Origin of the sequence: Frateuria terrea (genome assembly GCF_900115705.1) — a bacterium.
In the GTDB taxonomy this organism is placed as follows: domain Bacteria; phylum Pseudomonadota; class Gammaproteobacteria; order Xanthomonadales; family Rhodanobacteraceae; genus Frateuria_A; species Frateuria_A terrea.
The window spans coordinates 1-19,466 of the sequence record NZ_FOXL01000010.1 but is presented as its reverse complement, the minus strand read 5'-3'; the positions used below and the strand labels follow the sequence as shown (position 1 = coordinate 19,466).

Below are 19,466 nucleotides of genomic sequence, written 5' to 3'. Positions count from 1 at the left end.
GGCTCAGGGTTCCTTGCCGTAGCCAAGCGCCGACATGCCGTCGGCACACAGGTTTTCGATGGAGCGCAGGTTGGCGGCACCGAAGAAGGTCTCCAGCGCCGTGTGGTGGCCGCCGCGCAGCGGGAACGATCCGTCCACCGCGCCGCTGATGTCGGCCACCACCGGCATGTCGAGATCGTCGGCCAACTGTTCGATCACGCCGGTCTTGTCGGCCACGACGTCCTCATAGCGGACCAGGTGGATGGATGAGCGCGCGTCGAGGTAGCTGCGTACGCCCAGGCTCCATCGCTGCGCCAGCCGCGCGACGTAGTTGCCCCGTGTGATGCCCAGGCCATGGCCCTCGAAGATGGCCCGCCAGCGCTGCCGGCTGGCCGGGACGTAGCCATCGCGTGGGTCGAGCTCCTTCAGGTCGCCAGGGATCCCGAGGCGATGAAGGATGCTGCGGATGTTGTCGCGGGGGTCGCGCACGACGAACACCTGTTTCGATTGCGGAAAGCGCTCCTTCAGCTGCCGGTAGAGGAACGCAAAATCCGGGTCCTTGACGATCTCGGCCTGGAAGTAGGCGCCGAACCGGTCCACGAACTGGCCCGCGGTCAGTCGCCCCTCGAGGATGTCAGGCAGCAGGAACCCCTGCGCGTCGTAGTGCGCGACGCGCCAGAACGGGTCGTTGCTGGACTCGGTCCCGACGGCCTTGGCAAGCCATGCGGCGATTGCCGTGGTTCCCGCGTTCGGACTGCCGCCGATGATCACCGGCCGCGGAAATATGCTGGCCGTCCTGTGCTGGCAGAAACGCACCCAGCTGCGGCCGAAGCGTTTGGCGCGCCGCAGCGGGTGCGGGAGCTCACTGAGGAACCGGCGTACAGGCTCGGTCATGTTTCCATCCATGGGTCGGGTCCGGTTCCCGCCATGGGCGAGTACGGGATGTGGCCCCCGGCGCTGGCCCGGGAAGTCAAGCGGCGTCTGCGTCGGCGGCACGCGGGACACGGCGGCGTTCATCGATGCGCGAGTCGGTGGTAGATGCTCATGCCGCGCGTCTTGATGCGCGAGGACATGCGCATGCCGAACAGCGCCGCCAGCAGCGCGCTGCTGGTGTTGTAGCCGCGCCGGGAAAAGCCGAGCTTGCGGGCGCGGCCGCTCCACTGCGCACCGGCCTCGTCGTCGCCGCGGGAGTACGCGATCCAGGCCGTCTTGCAGCAATAGCGGCCAAGCTCCGTCCGATAGCGCTCGCGGGCCGGGGCTGCGCAGGCATCCACCCAGTCGCGGATTTGCCGGTAGGTCACCTCGGCGGCATGCATGACGTGCTCCGGATGCGCGTGGTGCACTCGATGCGGCGAGTGGTGCTGCCAGTACACGCCGTTGCCCTGGGTGCTCACGGCAACGCGCAGCCCGCGGGTCAGCGCGCGGATGACCAGCTCGCCATCCTGGTCCTTGCGCAGCTGCTCGTCCCAGCCGCCGATCGCGCGCAGGCTCTCGGCGCGCCAGGCGACACAGCACGGCGGGAAGAACTCCCGCGAAACCTTCCAGCGGAAGATGCGCTCGCCATTGTCCAGCGCGACGGGAACACGCAGCACACGGCGCTCGCTGCCGTTGCCGTCGTAGCGCCAGGGCCCGATGGCGAGATCGGCGCTCTCCTGGTCGAGCCGGTCGACCAGGCCGCGCAGCAGTCCGTTTTCAACGTAGTCGTCCACGTCGAGGAACATCACGTAGCGCGTCGTCGCCATCGACAAACCAAGGTTGCGCGCATGCGGCGCGCCGAGGTTGCGCTCGAGCGACACCAGGCGCACGCCCTCGAAGCCTCGCACCACGTCGGCGGTGCCATCGAAGACGCCGTCCTCGACCACGATCAGGTTCTGCGCAAGTGTCCCCTCCTCCAGCGCGGAGCCGATGGCGCGCGCCACCCAGCGCTCCGACCGGTAGGAAGGAATGACGATGGTCAGATCCGGTACCACGACACCTCCACTCATGTGCCTGCCGGCCCGCGCGGGCACCCGTTCTTCACGTTCGCTGGCGGGCTCGGCCTGATCGCACAATCATTCGCAATCGATGGTGAAGCAGGCGTAGGCGACGCAGACTCTTTCGTGCGCGGCGGTCGTTCGTGCGCCGAACAGGCGATCCGTCGCCGCGCCCCGCGCAAGCTGTACGAAAGCCGATCGGCGCCTCGCCGATAGACGAACGATTCACGCCAACTCACGGAACGTTGGTGGTTCGGCAGCAGCCGAGCCTGCTTCCCTCTCCCAGAGCCCCCCTTTCATATGAGTGACACGGACATCAGCGCCCACCACCGGCTGTTCGAGACCGAGCATCTGCAGAGGGATCTGCGCGGGCGCAGCGTGCGCGGCGCAGCGGTCACGCTGTCCAGCCAGGCTGCGCGCTTCGTCCTGCAGCTGGCGGGCATGGCGGTGCTGGCGCGGCTGCTCGCCCCTGCGGACTTCGGCGTGTACGGCAAGACCATTGCGCTCACCGGTTTCATCACCGTGCTGCAGTCGGGCGGGCTGTCGCTGGCGACCGTGCAGCAGGTGAAGATCAACCACGGGCAGGTCAGCACGCTGTTCTGGCTCAATGGTGCGCTGGGCCTGGCGATCGGCCTGGTCGTTGCGGCGCTCAGCCCCGCCATGGCCTGGTTCTACCGGGATCCGAGGGTGCTGTGGATCGGCGTGGGCATGGCCGGCGTGGTGCTCATCAACAGCCTGGGCGTACAGCACCGGGCGCTGCTGCAGCGGCAGATGCGCTTCACCCAGAAAGCAGGTGGCGAGGTGCTGGCGCTGCTCGCGGGCTTCATTGCCGCGGTGATCAGCGCGTGGATGGGCGCCGGTTACTGGGCCTTCGTCGTGCAGCAGTACGCCAATGCGCTGGTGACACTGGCGACGCTCTACGGCTTCTGCCGCTGGCTGCCGGGGTTGCCGCGCCGCGGCAGCGGGGTGCGGCCGATGGTGAAGCTCGGCGCCAATCAGAGCGGCTCGACCGTGCTCAACTTCGCCAGCCGCAACGTGGACAACATCCTCATCGGCCGCTACGTGTCCGATGCGGCGCTGGGCTTCTACACGCTCGCCTATCGCCTGCTGCTGCTGCCGATCCAGCAGATCAATGCGCCTTTCACCGCAGTGATGCTGCCGGTACTGGCCCGCCTGCAGGACCAGCCCAGGCGGTTCGCCCGCTTCTATTACAGCGCGCTGGGCGCGATCGTATTCGTCGGCATGCCGACCGTGTGTTTCCTGTTCGTGGATGCCAAGCCGCTCATCAAGCTGGCGCTGGGCGACCGCTGGCTTCCCACCGTACCGCTCTTCCAGGCACTGGGCGTGGCGGCGTTCATCGGCACCTTCAACATCGCAGCGGGCTGGGTCTACCTGGCGCTGGGCTACGCAGAGCGGCAATTGCGCTGGCAGCTCGTCTCCACCGGGATCACGCTGGCCGCCTTCTATGCGGGTCTTCCCTGGGGGGCCTTCGGCATCGCCGTGTCGTTCAGTGCCACCCGCGTACTGCTGATAGTGCCCGGGTTGCTCAATGCATACCGCGACACCCCGGTCGACCTGCGCTCGACGGCCAGGACGCTGGCGCGCCCTGCCCTGGCCTCCATTGGCGCGGCAGTGGTGCTGTGGGGAATCCATCCTGCAACCGCGCATTGGTCCGCAGCCTGGGTCGTCATCGTGGACGCGCTCCTCTACGCAGGCCTCTATCTCGCCGCCTGGCTGGTGGATGCGTCCGGTCGCGCCCACCTGCGCGAGTTTCTGACCATGGCCGAGGATCTGCGCCCCGGTGCGGCGGGGGCGGGCAAGCGACAGGCCTCCTGACGCCTGCCGGTCGCGGTGAGGGAGCGTGGCCGGGATCAAGTGAGGCCGGCGTGCCGGCCACACTGGCATGGTCGTTCGAGATTGGCGTTGCCGCTGTGGGCCACACGCACTGCGTCTTATCGTCCGGAACGGCCGATGGCTATCGTCCGCGGGCGGCGACCACGGATCCGGCCAGCCGCCCCCGAGCGCTCGCTCACGCCCGGTAGCTGTCCTCGCAACTCGCGCCGGCCTCCGGCCAGCCGAACCGGTCGCCCAGCTCCCTGTCCCAGGTTTGCGGAACGAACACGTAAGTGCCGGCCCCGGGGGTGACGGTCAGTTCGCCGACGTAGATGCGGCCGCAGTGAACGTAGAAATCGACGCGCAGGTAGCCGAATGGTTCGGCCAGCTTTCTCGCCAGGGTCAGCATTTCAGGCAGCTGTTCCACCTTTCCCACCGACGCCGCGCTCTCGTGGAGCAGGGGCAGTTCCAGCTTGAACGGTGCGGGCGACCAGTCGTCCAGGTACAGCTTCTGCTCGAGGTCCACGAAACGGCCGTGCATATGCTGGATGAAGACGAACGGCTCCCGCCCGGGCGTATTGAAGACGTTGAACTTGTAGTCGTCCGGAGCATGGCCGCCATCGAGCAGCGACTGCTCGAACACGATCCTCGGCGGAATCCGCAGGTAGTGCTTTTCGCGGCTCTTGAACGCCGAACAGGAGGCCAGCCACGCGTTGGCCAGATCGGCCAGCTTGCGGAGGTCTTCCTGGCTCTTGTCGCGGACGATCTTTACCTGCGAGAAGCCGTTGGTGGACTTCATCACGAAGGACTGCGGCAAGCTGTCGAACGTTTCGGGCGTTACCGCATCGCAGGAGAGCAGCACCGGCACCAGGTACTGCGGCCCGACCTTTTCGGCGATGTAATCCCGCGCCGCAAGCTTGTCCGCCAGCTGGGTAAAGACAGGCGACGGATAGCGCATGCGATGGAAGATCTTTTCAGAGAACCGCTTGGGGTTCCTGAAATTGCAGAGCCTGCCGTGGATCGAGAAATACTTGTATTGATAGAACAGCGCGTCGGGAAGCGAATAGAACACGCGCCGGGCGACCTTTCTCATCGCTGAGCTGGTGACTTTGTCGCCTGCAGCTTCCCGGGCCTTCCAGAAGTTTTCCGAGGGAATGGTGCACAAAGCCGGGTCCATCGATTCTACCTTGTGTCCCATGGGACTTCTCCCGCCTGCAATGGCAGGCGTCAACTTCACGACATGCCGCGCATGCGGCCGTGGATTGCTGCCGGCGCCCGCAACCGCTACGGGCGCGGGCGGGAAAGACCCTGCCGGCGCAGGCGATGGAGCAAGCCGCGACGAACCCAGTTCGCCATGCCGACGGTAGTGGCTACCACGTACTCCCTGCGGCTCAGCAGGCCCTGGCGAAGCAGCTTGCGGCGCAGGTCGCGCCTGGCACGATGAACGGCGACCACGTTGTCGCTGAGGCCGGTGGCGCCGTTCTCCCGCATGTTCCAGATCGCCAGCACCTGCTCGATCCTGGCGCAGCGATAGCCGGACAACGCGATCTGCGACCACAGCAGGTAGTCTTCCGAGTGCGAAAAGTTCTCGTCGAAGCGGAACGGCAGGTCCCGGCGCAATACCACCGAAGCGGTGGGAAACGGGTTGCGCACAAGCAACGTGCCGCGCCCGACGATGCGGGCCTGCGCCGGCTTCTGCGGGACGGGAACCGGCGTGCCGCGCGGCCGCACCAGCATCTGGTGTGCGATCAGCGCGATGTCGGGGTCGGCGTGGATGGCCGCCATCTGCAGTTCCAGCTTTTGCGGCCCCCAGCAGTCGTCGGCATCGAGGAAGGCGACATAGGGCTGTCGGGCCTTCTCCCATCCGGCGTTGCGCGCGCGCGAGGGCCCACCGTTGGTAGGCAGTGCAATCAACTTGATCCAGTCTTCGCCGTAGGCCCCGGCGATGCGGCGCATCGCGTCGAGCGTGTCGTCGCCGCTGGCGTCGTCCACCAGTAAGACTTCGGCGGGCGGCAGAGTCTGGGCCGCGATCGAGGCGACCGCATCATCCAGCGTGGCAGCAGCGCGGAAGCACGGGACGACCACGCTCACCGGCGCGTACTTGGCCGGGGCCCGCTTCCCCGGGGGCGCCGTTGCATCGAAAATGGCTTCAGAGCGATCCCGGGCATTCACGGCGGTGTCGTCCTTGCATGACGGACGACAAGCATCGTTGAGACGGCATCAAAGCACCGTCAAACGATCCGGGCTCATCCATTTGTTCTGGGCCGGGTACGCGCAGAAACCGTGGACTGCGTACCTCGTTTGGATGCGGCGTGCGCTTTTCATCACCCTGGCTGTCGGCAGTGCCGGTGACGGGCGCATCAACGCGCAGGCGGAACTGCGAAGTGCAGCGGCCATGAGGGCCGTGCGACGGGTCGGGACGCCGGCAACAAAAAAAGGGGCAGCCAAGGCTGCCCCTTTCGGAATCCGCACCGGGCATTCAGTGCGTGTAGGTGTTGTACTTCGCGTTGGAATAGACGTTGTTGGACACCGAAATGGCATAGGTGCCGGTGCCGATCTGCAGGTCGCGGGCCAGCGAACCGCCGGTCGACGTCGGCGACGAGTAGCGGGTGCTGTTGTACTTCAGCGTGTTGCCGGTGATCGACCAGTCGTGCGACTTGCCGCTCACGGCCACGGCGGCCAGGCCGTTCTGCGTCATGCTGTTGGCAGTCATCGTGATCGACGGCGAGGAGCTGCCGTATACGCCAAAGCCGTAGTTCTTGGTGATCGTGTTGCGGGTGATGGTCACGTCCGAGATGTTGTCGTGCATCTCGATGCCGTTGCCGCGGCTGCCGGAGAAGGTGTTGTGCTCCAGGCGGATGGCGTTGGCCGGGCCCTGGGTCTGCGGCTCGATGTCGATGCCGGCTTCGGGCTTGGCGCCGTTGCTGTTGCCGAAGGCGCTGTTGACGACATACACGTGCTGGGCCGGGCCGATCGACAGGCCCTGGCGGCGGTTGTTGCTGGAGGCCACGCTGATGACGGTCACGTTTTCCGAGCGCACCAGGTCATGCGTACGGGTCGAGCCTGCGCCGCCGATCCAGATGCCGTCGCCCCAGAAGTTGGAGACCTTCACCGCCTTGACGACCGTGTTGGTCGCGCCGGCCATGTAGATGCCGAAGCCCCACTCGCCGGTGGAACCCTTGTGCTTGGCACGGTCGCCCACCAGGTTGCCGCCGACGATGCGCACGTCGGTCACCTTCCACAGCTGGATCATGCGATAGCGCTCGGCGCTGTTGGGAATGACCTCGAGCGTGGCGCCGTTGTCCATCAGCAGGCGGGTGTGCGAGCGCATCTTGATGGTCTTGGTGGCGTCGATCATGTAGTGGCCGGCCGACACGTGCACGGTGCCGCCGCTGGCGGGCAGCGCGTTGATGGCGGCCTGGAAGGCGGCAGTGTCGTCGTGCACGCCATTGCCCAGCGCGCCCTTGCTGCGCACTTCGATGGTGGTCGGGCCCTGCACGTTCTGCGGGGTGGTGCTCCACCAGTTGGTCGCAAACGAGGGGGCGGCAGCCGCCGAAAGGGCCACGCCGGCGAGGACCAGCATCAACGGCTTCTTCACGAAATTCTTGACCGGAGCAGCAGCGCGGACGGAAGCGGCAAGCTTCTGATTCTTAACGAGAGTGTTCATGGTTAGGCAGGATCTCAGGCTTGTGTCGGGTAAGGCTTCGTCACGCGAAGCTCACGCAAAAAATGCGCGATCATCACGTAGCTAAGCAAGCTCGACAGAAGCCCCCTGCTGGCGAATCTATGACCAGGTTGGCAAAAGGGGGCCGGTGGCCCGCGTAGCCCGCGCTACCGGGCGAGACCCGCATCACATAAAGCCTGGCGAACCCACAGCCAGGCGCCTGACATCGTCACGACATGCCCGTTGGCCGCGGGGACGCGACGCGACCGGGTCGCCGTGTGCCACTGCATCCGGCTACGGCGCCGGCGCCGATCGCCGCACACGAAAAAAGGGCGCCGTATCGCTACGACGCCCTTCGGAATGTCCAGGGAAAGACGGCCGCTACATCAGTTATCGGCCACGACCCGGAAGGACTTGATCCTTATCGTGTCGCCCTTGGGTGGACGCCTGCCGCCGTCCGCGCGCACGAAGGAAATGCTGAGTTTGTCCAGTTGCATGGGAGCCAGGCGCCGCAGGGTGTCGCTGATGGGGAACACGAACTGCGCATCCTGCTTGCCGTGCCCTGCATCCATCCCCTGCATGCCCTTTCCCTTCATGGCAGCCTGCATCTGGGCCACGCTGATCTCGAACGGGCCCACCATGCCCAGCAGGTAGGTCTGCTCGGCCGGATGCACGCCAGCCGTCTCCGGCAGGTTGACGAAGATCTTGTAGAAATAACCACCCTGGTCGCCCAGCGCCGTGGTCTGCACCCCGTCCAGGACCAGCCGCAAGGCACCGGCGGCAGCCGTCTTGCTGGCCGCAGGCTGGAGCAGCATCGAACGCACGCGGTTGGTGTCCTGCGCCGACAGTGCCACGTCCACGTTGATCGAGCGGTCGTCCAGCGCCAGCGGCCGTGCCGTGCCCATGGCCATGGTCTGCACCGTGGCCGGCTTGAGCGGCGCCGAGCCTGCCGCGGCGAACGAGGACGAGCGGGACATGTACGAACCAGACGACGGAAGCGAGCTTGGCATGCTTTCGTCGTCGTACTGGTAATTGAGGTACTGGTGCGTGGTGGAGATCGTCCACGAGCGCGGCACCGGCTTGATCGCGCTGCCGTACTGGAACGAACCTGTCCAGTACGGATCGGATGCCGCCGGCATCTGTCGCCCGTTGCCCGCCTTGACCCAGGCCGCCCACAACCGGTCGATGTTCGCGTGGTGCACCCAGAAGATCGGGTCCCACGGCGACACCGACACCTGCCCCATGACGCCACCGATCAGGTTGTGCACCGGGTTGTGCGGCCGGGCCTCGATGATCGGCTCCAAGGCGTTGTCCATGCCGCGCGGGAAGTTGACCACGCTGTCGGCGAACGGATCGAGGCTGAGCGCCGCGGTGACGTCGCTGCCCGTGCGCCCCTTGCGGTACAGCGAAGAGGTCGTGTCGAGGAACTCCGGCGGCATCTGCGGCTGGGTGTAGTAGTCCCAGTAGGGGAGCACCAGCGCGTCGTCGCCAGAGGCCTTCCTCAGCCAGCCCTCGAAGCGCAACAGCAGCCCCCGGTGCCAGGCGAGGAAGTACGGCTTGCCGTGCGGGCAGAAGTTCTTGTGCACGTTGGCCCAGTAGGCCCAGCTGGCCGGGTTCGTGGTGTCGTTGATGCTGCGCATCGCGCGAACGCCGTTGACCATCGACTGGAAGGTCGGCCCGGTGCAGAAGACCTGCCAGTTCTGGCGTACGGCCACGCTCGTGGTGGACGTGGCTACCCGCGGCAACAGGGGCAGTAAAGCGAGCGAAGCCGACGATTGCAGGAAACGCCTTCTCGAGATCATGAATCCATCCTCCATGGCAACGCGCCTGGTACGGAATACGCGCCATCCGGCACCACGGAGCGAGGACTCATGCAAGGTCGTACGTGCGCGCCGCACGGGCGCGGGTCGGATGCCAGGATGGCTCGGTGCCGCTTAGGGGATGCGCGTTCTTCAGGCGGTTCCCCAGTGGACCGCAAGGCACGTCAAGCAGCGGTAAACGGGCTCGGCGTTTCGTCGTGACGATCGTTCTGCGAATGCCGCGCACTTCGTGACTTATTTCGAGGCGCGGATTTCGCCTCTGCGCCGCGCGCCCGACGGAACGGCAAGACCTTGCGCAGGCATACGTAAAACGTCCGTAAGTACGTACATGAACCGTACCCAATGGTTGAGCTTGTTACCACTGTGATGACACTGCATCGTTCGCGTCACTTTCATGTGACGAGAAGGTCAACCCCTGATGATGAATCTACACGACACCCAGTTTTCGGCGAAGCCGGCCACCGCCAAGCGCAAGTTCCAGAAGAACCCCTTGATGATTGCTGTAGCGTCGCTGGCACTGTCTGCCGTGGCACTTCCTGCTGCCGCTTCCAACTGGTGGAATGCCAACCCGGGCGTCTCGATCGGTTCGCGCACGATCAACGTCAAGACCAAGGGCGCGCTTGGCAATGGTTCGCACGACGACACCGCCGCCATCCAGGCCACCATCAACGCGCTCCCCTCCTCCGGCGGCACGGTCTACATCCCGGCCGGGCACTACATGATCAACGCCCTGAAGTCGATCAGCCTGCGCTCGCACACGAAGCTGCAGATGGACCCCAACGCCACCCTCGAGGTGATCCCCAATGGCTCGTCCCGCTACGAGCTGATCCAGGCGTTCAAGGTGAACAACGTGCGTATCGTCGGCGGCAAGCTGCTCGGTGACCGCACCAGGCACAAGGGCCGCACTGGCGAGTGGGGCTACGGCATCAACGTTTCGGGCTCCAGCCAGGTCGTCATCTCCAACGTCCACGTCTCCAACTTCTGGGGCGACGGCGTGTGGATCGGTGCCGCCGGCGCGACGCGCCTGCACAACCTGGTGCGCTCGAACTACATCACCGTCAACGGGCTGGTTTCCGACAACAACCGCCGCCAGGCGCTATCGATCGGTCCCTCGCAGCACGTCTACATCGTCAACAGCACGTTCAAGAACACCAACGGCACCAAGCCCCAGGCCGGCATCGACATCGAGCCGGGCGTACAGGGTCCGGTGGACACCATCCGCCTGGAGCACAACACGTTCTCGGGCAACCGCGGCAACGGCATCGAACTGCATGCCAACATCACCGGTATCACCATCGCGAACAACACCTTGGCCAGCAATTACGGCTTCGGCGTGCTTGCGGTCGCCGGTGGTCCGTTCGACCTGGGCAGCAACCACGCCACGCGCAACGGCCTGGCCGGCGTGGGCATGAGCGGCACGGCGCACAACGCCAAGATCCACAACAACACCCTGCAGTACAACAGCACGCGCTACGTTTCGCCGACCCGAGCCGGTGGCGCCACCTCCCGCGACATCCAGATCGGCAGCAACACGCGGGCCATCACGCAGACCGCCAACACGCTGTCGCCCAGGAAGTAAAAAAAGGGGCAGCCGGACGGCTCTCCTGAAAGCTCCAACCTTGCGCCGGGCAGTTCGCCGCCCGGCGCTTTTTCATGCGCTCGGCAGCCGGACCTGCATCGAGTCACGCGGCGCATCAGTGCCGAGCAGGCGCTCGTAGACATCCAGCGTGCGCTGGATGACCGAGCGCTCGTCGAACTCCGCGATCGCCTTCTCGCGCGCCTTCGCCCCCAGGCGCGCCAGCAATTCGCGGTCGTCGTCGAGCCGCGCGATCAGCGTGGCCAGCGCCTCGGCGCTGCGCGGCGGGACCACCAGGCCGTCGAAGCCATGCCGCGTGACCACCTCGCGGCATCCCGGCTGGTCGGTAGTGATCAGCGCCAGGCCGGCGGCCGCGCCCTCGATCAGGCTCTTCGGAACACCTTCCCGGTAGTAGCTGGGCAGCGCCATGACGTCGATGGTGGCAAGCAGCGCAGGCATGTCCTCGACATGGCCCAACCAGGTGATCGCACCCTCCTCGGCCCAGCGCCGCACCTGTTCGCCATCGACCGAACGCGGGTTGCCCGGATCGGGCGAGCCGGCGAGCACGAACTCGATGTCGCGGCCCTGCGCCTTGAGCAGCCTGGCGGCCTCGACGTACTCGCCGATGCCCTTCTCCCACAGCAGGCGCGCCGCGAGCAGCACGCGCAGCCTGCCGTCGCGGCCGGACATCGAGCTCGGCTGGAACCGTCGGGTATCGACGCCGGAGCTGCGGATGACGTGCACCCGGTCGCGCGCCACCAGTCGTGCACGGCGGAAGATGTCCGCGTCGTCGGGGTTCTGCAGCACCAGCAACGAGCGCCGGTGATCGAGCGTGGCGCGCATCAGCGCGCGCACCACCGGCCGCAGGGAGCGGGCCTTGAGATCGTTGCTGGTGAAGACGTAGCCCATGCCGGCGACCGCGTTGACGGTGGCCGGAACTCGCGCCATCCGCGCGGCCGCGCCGCCGTAGACGGCACACTTGACGGTGAAGTTGTGCAGCAGGTCCGGCTTCTCGCGGCGCAGCACGCGTACCAGATGCCGCAGCGTCATCGCCTCGCGCAGCGGGTTGAGGCTGGCGCGGTCCATCGGCAGCGTGATCCAGCGAAAACCGAGCCCCGCAAAGCGGTCGCCGAACTCGCCCGGTGGCGACAGCATGACCACTTCGTGGCCATCGGCCTGCAGGCGCCGCGCGGTGGAAAGCCTGAAGTTGTACAGATACCAGTCGGTATTGGCGTAGAAGACGAACTTCATCGAAACGGGTCCTTGTTGGCGCAGGGCGGATCGGTTTCCGCGCTCTAGAAGGTGTTGTCAGACGACCGGACGTTGGCGGTGTTCGCATCGATCCGCAGATCGGCGTCGCGCTTGCGGTTGCCTTTCGCACTTCCGGCCGAGACGAGCGCCTTGAGCATGCGGTGCACGTACCGGGTGCCGTTGGATTGAAGCGTATTGCCGGTGATCTTCGCGTCGCGGGTGCGCCCAGCAACGGTGACGCCAGTCAGGCCGTTGCCGGTGACGGTGTTGCCATCCACCCACAGATCGTTCATGTCCACCGCCAGCACGCCGTAGCCGGCGTTGTCACGGATCGTGCATCGGCGGATCACCAGCCCGGACACGTTCTTGTGGACTTCCACCCCGCAGCCGTTGTTGCCGGTGATCGTGCAGCCCTCGATCAGGACGTCGCTGGTCGGACCCTGTTTCTGCGGTTCGAGGTCGATGCCGGCCTCCGGCTTGGTGCCATGGGTATCGCTGAACGTGCTGTCGAGGATGCGCACGCGCGTGCACGGCCCGATCGACAGGCCCTGGCGGCGGTTGTTGGTCGACACCACGTTGCGCACCGTCACGTCCATGGACAGCTCCGCCGCGGCGCGCTTGCCCAGCGCGCCGATCCACATGCCATCGCCCCAGCAACCGGATATGTGCGTGCCGTCGACGGTCACGTTGCGCGAAGCGGAGATATTGATGCCGTATCCCCACTCGCCCTCGCTGCCCTGGTGCTGGTCGCGCTCGCCGACGATGCGGCCGCCGGTGATCCGCACGTCGTGAGCACGCCACACCCGCAGCACGTGGTAGCGCTTGCGCGCGTTGGGCAAGGCGGTCAGCTGCGCATCCGCGGCCATGTCCAGGTGCATGTTCGAACGCAGGGCGATCGACCGCGCCGCGTCGATCATGTAGTTGCCCGCCGGCACCCGGACCGTGCCGCCGCGAGCCGGCAGCGCATCGATGGCCGCCTGGAAGGCGGCGGTGTCGTCGCCCTTGCCGTCGCCACGCGCGCCCTTGGAGCGCACGTCGATGACGGTGTCGCCCGCCGCGGCGCCGGCCGCGCGCGACAGCGGCGCCAGCAGCGTCGCGGCCGCCAGGGCGGCTGCGCGCTGCAGGAAGGTGCGGCGCGGCGCTTGCGGAAGCATCGTCACTCGGTGGGCTCCGTCTGCGCCTCGGCATGCGCGCGACTGAGCAGCCATGGCAGGGTGACCGCCAGCAGGTAGAACTTCGAGGCGAAGAACTTGTTGCGCATGTGGCCCCGGTGCGTCTCCAGCCAGCGCGCGGCACCGGGCAGCAGGTCGCGCGCCTCGAGCGCGAATGCGTGCACCTGCTCGAAGCGCTCGCCGGCCAGGCCGCACAGGTCGAAGCGGAAGCAGCCTTTGGCCCTGACGTACGGCAACTCGCCGAAGCGACGCGCGATGTGCTTGCGCACCAGCGGCTTGTTGTGGCCTTCGCGGTCGATCAGGTGGGTGTCGGGCACCTCGCGGTAGACCCATTCGGCGAGCTGGCCATCGCAGAAGGGATAGGCCTGGCGAAGGCCGAGCGCACTGGTGGTGTACTGCCCCTTGGAGAAGCCTGCGCCGGCCTCGACGATGGCCAGGGTGACGCGCTTGCGCGCCTCGATCGTGCGGGCGCCGGCCAGCTCCTCCTGGAATACACGCAGGCGCTGGCGCGATTGCGCCGCCACCGGACGGCCGAGCAACCGGTCGACCTCCGCGTCGCTGAACCGCGAACCGGGAAAATAACGTTCGAAGGCGTCCATGCCGAGCGTTGCCAGCGCAAAGCAGGCCACAAAGCTGCGGCTGAGCGGGCCGGTGGCGAGCAGGCCATCGGGGATCGGCAGGCCACGGGCCATGCGGAACAGCATGCGCCGCTTGGCATCCACCGGCGTGCCGAAATAGATGTCCGAGCCGAGCCCGTCGACGACGCCGTCGCCGCCGGACAGGGCGACTTCCGTGGTCAGGTCGGCATACGACAGCAGGGCGAAGTCGGCCGACAGCAGCGGCATGTGCGGAACCATCGCCAGGTAGCGGTCGTAGGCGCGGGCCGGCTTGCACACCAGTGCCTCGTGGCGCAGGCCAAGCTCATGCGCGACCCAGCGCGCCGACTCCACTTCGTCTTCCTCGCGCCCGCCCAGGTAGGTGAGGCAGCAGGTATCCGGCCGCGCCTCGGCGACCGCGATGGCGAGCGAGCTGGAATCCTTGCCGCCGCTCTGCAGCATCCACGGCGCCTGCATGCCGGCGGTCGAACGGGTCACCGCCTCGCACAGCAGGCGATGGTAGGTCTTGAGCAGCGTGCCCTCGTCCACGGCCGTTTCGGCCGGACGCGCCGGTGCCGGCGAGGACCGGTAGTCGAAGCAGTACTCGGGCGCCTTGTGCAGGTCGCGCCGGGGATCGAAGCCCAGCGTGGCCACTTTGACGTCCCGATAGATCGAGTGCGGCGGATAGACGAACGCATTGCGCAGCAGGTCGGCGATCGACACCGGGTCGAGCGGCCGCTCGCCCGCCGCGGCGGACAGCGGCGCGAAATCCACCTGGCCACGATACGGCGAGGTGCTGAACATGATGCGAGGAGCGACGTCCTGCAGTACGGCCGTGGAAGTCGTCATGGCAATAGCTTCCTCAACGGGCTCCGAGGGGAGTCTGCAACAGGGGGGTGGCACGCCGGGCGCTTGGCGCGGCGGGGCGAAGGGCGATTCACAGCGCGATCCCGTGCGTGACGTAGTAGCAGAAGACGCCGCAGGCCCCGACCATCCCCATGCGCAGCACGACCGGATTGCGCAGCGGCGAGAACCGGCTGTCGCAGCAGATCGCGGCCAGGAAAATGGACACCGCAAGCCAGGCCGGCAGCAGGTAGCGGTTGGAGAAATTGCCCCAGCCGACCGCGAAGAACGGCAGCATGAGCACCAGGTAGATCGCCGTGCTGCGGTTGATCCGCTCGCGCACCGGCTCGCGCACCAGCGGCGCCACCATGAAGGGAAGCACGTACCAGAACAGCGAGAACACCGCGAAGTCAAGGCGCACGCCGGCGCGGAACGTCGAGCTCGCGTCGTATGCCATCACCATCGTGTAGACGCCGGGCACCAGCACGCGGACCAGGATCATGGTCAGTCCGCTGCAATAGGCGAGGAAGGCGGCGATCCCCGCGATCCGCTGCAGCTTGGGCTTGAGCAGCAGTACCGGGGCGAAGAACAGGTACAGCAGCGAGGAGTAATGGAAGCCCGTCGCCAGCAGCGCCCACAGCACGAACGCGCGCCATTGGCGCTGGTAGAACGCGAGTAATGCGGTGAACACCAGCAGCGATGCGAGCCCCTGTCGCATCACGTTGATCGTGGCGTTGGTCATCACCGGCGAGATGAACAGGAACAGGACCGCCGCGACCAAAAAGGTCGAGTAGCGCGTGTCGCTGTCCAGATAGTCGTGGTAGCGCCGGGTCGCCACCAGCACCGTGCCCATCATCACCAGGAACATCACGCTCAGGTAGCCGGCGAAGCTCATCCGCGTGGCCGCGAGCGCGACGCTTAGGTAGTAGAACACCGGCTCGAAGCGGCTGGGTATCGCGCCACGTTGGGTCAGCGTCTCGTAGAAGCCGGCGTACTGGGACGTGTCGGTGCCGATGTCGCCGCGGTTGGCGACCACGAAATCGACGATAACGACGACCGCCAGCACCAGCATGAACCCGAGCATGACGCGGGCATTGGTGTTCGACGGGGTGTCGGGGGCATCGCGCAGGGCTAGGGTCTGGCTCATGGTTCGGCTCGCCGATGGGGCATGGGGTTGGAGAAGCGGCGCGCATAGGTGAGCACCCGCCGGCGCGCGTGCCGGGCTATGCCCAGCGCGGCGGCGACGTGCATCCGCGCGCCTCCGATGAGGCCTTGCTGGTGCAGCGAGCGACGCACGTCGATCGCCGCCTTGTACATCGCGTCCATGTCGCCACTCAGGCCGCCGGCGCCGAACGGCGGCTTGTGCCAGGACGCGAGCACCGGCTCGATCCGGGCGCAGCGATAACCGGAGAGCAGGATCTGCGCCCACAGCATGAAGTCCTCCGCACGGCGGCGTCGCTCGTCGAAGCGGAACGGCAGGTCCCGCCGCAGCACCATCGATGCGGTAGGGAACGGACTTCCCAGCAAGGGCAGCCGGTTCGGCAGCACCCGCACCGGAACCGGGCGGCGCACCGGCGGCGGCGGCGCCGTGCGCGGCTGCACGTTCATGGCATGCGCCAGCAGGGCGATGCCCGGATCGGCCGCCAGCACTTCCATCTGGATGGCCAGCTTTTCCGGATGCCAGGTGTCGTCGGCATCCAGGAAGGCGATGTACGGCTGGGTGGCGTTTTCCCAGCCCAGGTTGCGCGCGCCGCTGGGGCCGCCGTTGCGCGGCAGCGAATGCACCTTGACCCAGCCGGGCGGATAGCTGGCGGCGACCTCGTGCAGGCGCTGGAGCGTGCCGTCGCCGCTGCAGTCGTCCACCAGCAGCACCTCGGCCGGCGGCAATCGCTGGGCGGCCACCGAGGCCACGGCCTCAGCGATGGTGTCGGCGCAGCGGTAGCACGGCACCACCACGCTCACCGGCGCGGCCTGGCCGGTGTCGGCGGCGCGCGTCGGCGCGGGCGGGTTGTCTGCGATCGTGGCGTGCATGGTGGCTCCCGGTCTCAGCACAGGCAGTCGGAAATGCGTGCCGTCGCGGCGCGCGCGGCCAGCTGCCACTCGACGGTGCGCTGTTCGAGCAGGTTGCGCAGCGCGTCCTCCCGCTGCACCAGGCGCTCCAGCGATTCCTTCAGCCGGGTGGCGGACAGGTTGCGCGCCTGTACCACCGTCTCCTGGTTGCCGAACAGGTCGCGGTTGATGCCGCAGGCCTTGACGCTGTAGGCGATGGAAACGGTCGGCACGCCGCTGGACAACGCCGCGATTACCGGATGCGCGCGCGCGCCGATGAAGAAGCGCAGGTAGCTGATGACGTATTTGGTCTGCGCGGCGTTGAAGCTGTTCGGCATCATCTTCACCGCGTCGCCCAGGTCCGCCAGCTGCGCCAGCAGCGGCTCCATATACTCGGCGTCGCCGCCGTGCGCGTCGTCGCGCAGCGGGTCGGCGTGGGGGATGAGCAGCACGCCCAGCCCATGCTTCTTCACCGCGTGGCGGATGAAGGCTTCCAGCTCCGCGTGGACGTTCTTGTCGCGCCGCTTGTGGCGCTCGACCATCCTGCTCACGTTGAGGCCGAGTACGTGGCCCTCGCCGCTGGGCCAGAATGGCTTGAGGTCGACCGGCTGCTTGCCGAGCATGAAGGACGGCTCGGCCATGCGGATCACGTTGCGCAGCCCGAGCTTGTGGATCAGGTAGTCGTGGCTCATCGATTCGCCGGCAGCCACGAAGTGCATGCGCGCCAGGTGGCGCGTCACCGGCCCGACGAACTCCGGTTCGCGCTCGAAGGGACCGACCGACGCGCCCCACAGCATCACCGGCTTGCCCATGTCCATGGCCCAGCCGTCCACGCTCATGATCGGTGTGGGAATGCGGTAGTCGAGCGAGTAATTGTCGCCGCCCACGGCCAGCACGGCGTCCACGCTCTCCAGCTGGCGGCGCAGCCAGCGCGGCATCGGGAATGGCCAGCCGGCCCGCTTGATCAGCGGCAACGGCAGGCTCTGCAGCTGCACCCAGTAGCGTGTCGGCGGCGGCAGGTAGGCGCGCACCAGGCGCACGCCGCAGTCGGCGGCATCCGGCCATTGCGCGCTGTCGCGCTCGATGTTGACCGAGGGCACCAGTACTTCGACGTCGCCGAACTGGTCCTTCAGCAGGTTGACCGTACTGCGCACGATGGCCTCGCAACCGCGATTGCGGAAGGTGCGCTGTCCGGAGAGGTAGAAGCGTTTCACGGGGAGCGTCCTGGCTAGGGGTGCGGGGGCTGGGACGACGGCATGGTTCCGGTCGGCGACCGAGCGAAGCGGCATCCGGCGGATGCCGCTTCGTCGCCCGGCGAGCCGGTGCGCCCAGGTCAGGCGCTGGCCGCCGACCGCAGCGAGGCCGCCGCAGGCACGCAGACCGAAGCGAGCGAACGCCCGCGCCCGATGCCGTAATAGGCCAGCCCCGCCTCCTCCACCTGCGCCGGGTCGTACAGGTTGCGTCCGTCGAAGATCGCCGGGTCCTTCAGCGTGTCGCGGATCTGCGCGAAGTCCGGCGCACGGAATGCCTTCCACTCGGTCACGATCGCCAGCACGTCGGCCCCTTCCAGCGCCGCGTAGGCGTCCTCGCACAGCGCGAGGTCGGCCCGCTCGCCGTAGATGCGCGTCGTCTCCGCGCGCGCCTCCGGATCGAACGCCCGCACCTTCGCGCCGGCCGCCCACAACTGCTCCATCAGCCGCCGGCTGGACGCCTCGCGCATGTCGTCCGTGTTGGGCTTGAACGCCAGCCCCCACAGCGCCACCGTCTTGCCCTTCAGCGCCCCGCCGTAGTGCCGCTCGATCAGCTCGAACAGCTTGCCCTTCTGTGCGTGGTTGACCGCCTCGACCGCGCCCAGCAGCTTCGCGTCGTAGTCCACCGTACGTGCGGTGCGCTCCAGCGCCTGCACGTCCTTGGGGAAGCACGAGCCGCCGTAGCCGGCGCCCGGATAGATGAAGTGATAGCCGATGCGCGGGTCCGCGCCGATGCCGCGGCGCACCTGCTCGATGTCCGCGCCGACCCGCTCGGCGATGTTGGCGATCTCGTTCATGAAGCTGATCTTGGTCGCCAGCATCGCGTTGGCCGCGTACTTGGTCAGCTCCGCCGAACGCTCGTCCATCACCACCGTGCGGTCGTGGTTGCGGTTGAACGGCGCATACAGCTTGCGCAGCACGCCGATCGCCCGCTCGCTGGAGCTGCCGATCACGATGCGGTCCGGCCGCAGGCAGTCCTCCACCGCGTCGCCTTCCTTCAGGAACTCGGGGTTGGAGACCACGTCGAACGGGATCACCGCGCCGCGCTCGGCCAGCGCCTGGGCGATCGTCGCGCGCACCTTGTCGGCGGTGCCCACCGGCACCGTCGACTTGTTGACCACCACCGCGTAGCGGCTCAGGTGCGCACCGATGCTGCGCGCCACCTCCAGCACGTAGCGCAGGTCGGCGCTGCCGTCCTCGTCCGGCGGCGTGCCCACGGCGATGAAGATCACCTCGCCGTGGTGCACCGCAGGCTCCGCCTCGGTGGTGAAGTCCAGCCGGCCGCTCTCGTGGTTGCGCCGGACCATCGGCGCCAGGCCCGGCTCGTAGATCGGCACCTCGCCCTGCCTCAGGCGCGCGACCTTGGCTCCATCCACGTCCACGCACAGCACGTGGTTGCCCATCTCCGCCAGGCAGGTACCGGTGACCAGGCCAACGTAGCCGGTGCCGAACAGGGTGAC

Annotated in this window: 15 protein-coding genes; 2 read left to right on the top strand and 13 right to left on the bottom strand. The window is 67.2% G+C overall.

What is annotated here, in order from left to right:
* Nucleotides 1–3 precede the first annotated feature (3 nt).
* Together BMZ38_RS15990 and BMZ38_RS15985 are read right to left on the bottom strand one after the other, a co-directional pair.
* Nucleotides 4–873: a sulfotransferase family protein gene (locus BMZ38_RS15990; protein WP_175483806.1), complete on the bottom strand. Its 870-nt coding sequence runs from the start codon at nt 871–873 to the stop codon at nt 4–6.
* 119 nt (nt 874–992) lie between these two features.
* On the bottom strand, nt 993–1,964 hold the full coding sequence (locus BMZ38_RS15985; protein WP_091340062.1) for a glycosyltransferase family 2 protein: 972 nt from the start codon (nt 1,962–1,964) through the stop codon (nt 993–995).
* Between the two features lie 288 nt (nt 1,965–2,252).
* Between BMZ38_RS15985 and BMZ38_RS15980 the strand changes: the two genes are divergently transcribed.
* Complete coding sequence (locus BMZ38_RS15980) at nt 2,253–3,788, top strand: lipopolysaccharide biosynthesis protein (protein ID WP_091340061.1); 1,536 nt, start codon at nt 2,253–2,255, stop codon at nt 3,786–3,788.
* Nucleotides 3,789–3,981: 193 nt separating this feature from the next.
* Here the strand turns inward: BMZ38_RS15980 and BMZ38_RS15975 are convergent, their stop codons facing one another.
* The 4 genes from BMZ38_RS15975 to BMZ38_RS15960 all read right to left on the bottom strand — a co-directional run bounded on the left by BMZ38_RS15975 (nt 3,982) and on the right by BMZ38_RS15960 (nt 9,251).
* Nucleotides 3,982–4,962, bottom strand: coding sequence for an ATP-grasp fold amidoligase family protein (locus BMZ38_RS15975; RefSeq protein WP_175483807.1), 981 nt, complete (start codon nt 4,960–4,962; stop codon nt 3,982–3,984).
* 107 nt (nt 4,963–5,069) lie between these two features.
* Entirely contained in the window at nt 5,070–5,876 is an 807-nt protein-coding gene (locus BMZ38_RS15970; protein WP_175483808.1) for a glycosyltransferase family 2 protein, read from the bottom strand.
* A 388-nt stretch (nt 5,877–6,264) separates the two neighbouring features.
* Nucleotides 6,265–7,368, bottom strand: a complete 1,104-nt coding sequence (locus BMZ38_RS15965) for a right-handed parallel beta-helix repeat-containing protein (protein ID WP_175483809.1) — start codon at nt 7,366–7,368, stop codon at nt 6,265–6,267.
* A gap of 467 nt (nt 7,369–7,835) precedes the next feature.
* Nucleotides 7,836–9,251, bottom strand: a complete 1,416-nt coding sequence (locus BMZ38_RS15960; RefSeq protein WP_175483810.1) for a tyrosinase family protein — start codon at nt 9,249–9,251, stop codon at nt 7,836–7,838.
* Between the two features lie 436 nt (nt 9,252–9,687).
* On the opposite strand from BMZ38_RS15960, the gene BMZ38_RS15955 reads away from it, so the two are divergent.
* Nucleotides 9,688–10,848, top strand: coding sequence for a right-handed parallel beta-helix repeat-containing protein (locus tag BMZ38_RS15955; RefSeq protein ID WP_091340051.1), 1,161 nt, complete (start codon nt 9,688–9,690; stop codon nt 10,846–10,848).
* A gap of 72 nt (nt 10,849–10,920) precedes the next feature.
* On the opposite strand, the gene BMZ38_RS15950 is transcribed toward BMZ38_RS15955, so the two are convergent.
* The 7 genes from BMZ38_RS15950 to BMZ38_RS15920 form a co-directional block, all read right to left on the bottom strand.
* A complete protein-coding gene (locus BMZ38_RS15950) occupies nt 10,921–12,096 on the bottom strand; it encodes a glycosyltransferase family 4 protein (RefSeq protein ID WP_091340048.1) in 1,176 nt (391 codons plus the stop codon).
* A 44-nt stretch (nt 12,097–12,140) separates the two neighbouring features.
* The gene (locus tag BMZ38_RS15945) at nt 12,141–13,250 is read right to left on the bottom strand and encodes a right-handed parallel beta-helix repeat-containing protein (protein ID WP_175483811.1); all 1,110 of its coding nucleotides are present in this window, start codon (nt 13,248–13,250) and stop codon (nt 12,141–12,143) included.
* Nucleotides 13,251–13,252: 2 nt separating this feature from the next.
* A complete protein-coding gene (locus tag BMZ38_RS15940; protein ID WP_091340045.1) occupies nt 13,253–14,713 on the bottom strand; it encodes an asparagine synthase-related protein in 1,461 nt (486 codons plus the stop codon).
* Nucleotides 14,714–14,801: 88 nt separating this feature from the next.
* Complete coding sequence (locus BMZ38_RS15935) at nt 14,802–15,854, bottom strand: EpsG family protein (RefSeq protein ID WP_091340042.1); 1,053 nt, start codon at nt 15,852–15,854, stop codon at nt 14,802–14,804.
* Nucleotides 15,851–16,738: a glycosyltransferase family 2 protein gene (locus BMZ38_RS15930; protein ID WP_091340039.1), complete on the bottom strand. Its 888-nt coding sequence runs from the start codon at nt 16,736–16,738 to the stop codon at nt 15,851–15,853. Before BMZ38_RS15930 ends, BMZ38_RS15935 begins: the two co-directional genes overlap by 4 nt.
* 14 nt (nt 16,739–16,752) lie before the next feature.
* Nucleotides 16,753–17,970, bottom strand: a complete 1,218-nt coding sequence (locus BMZ38_RS15925) for a polysaccharide pyruvyl transferase family protein (protein WP_175483812.1) — start codon at nt 17,968–17,970, stop codon at nt 16,753–16,755.
* A gap of 119 nt (nt 17,971–18,089) precedes the next feature.
* On the bottom strand, nt 18,090–19,466 hold a 1,377-nt coding region (locus BMZ38_RS15920), incomplete at its 5' end, for a UDP-glucose dehydrogenase family protein (RefSeq protein ID WP_217638763.1).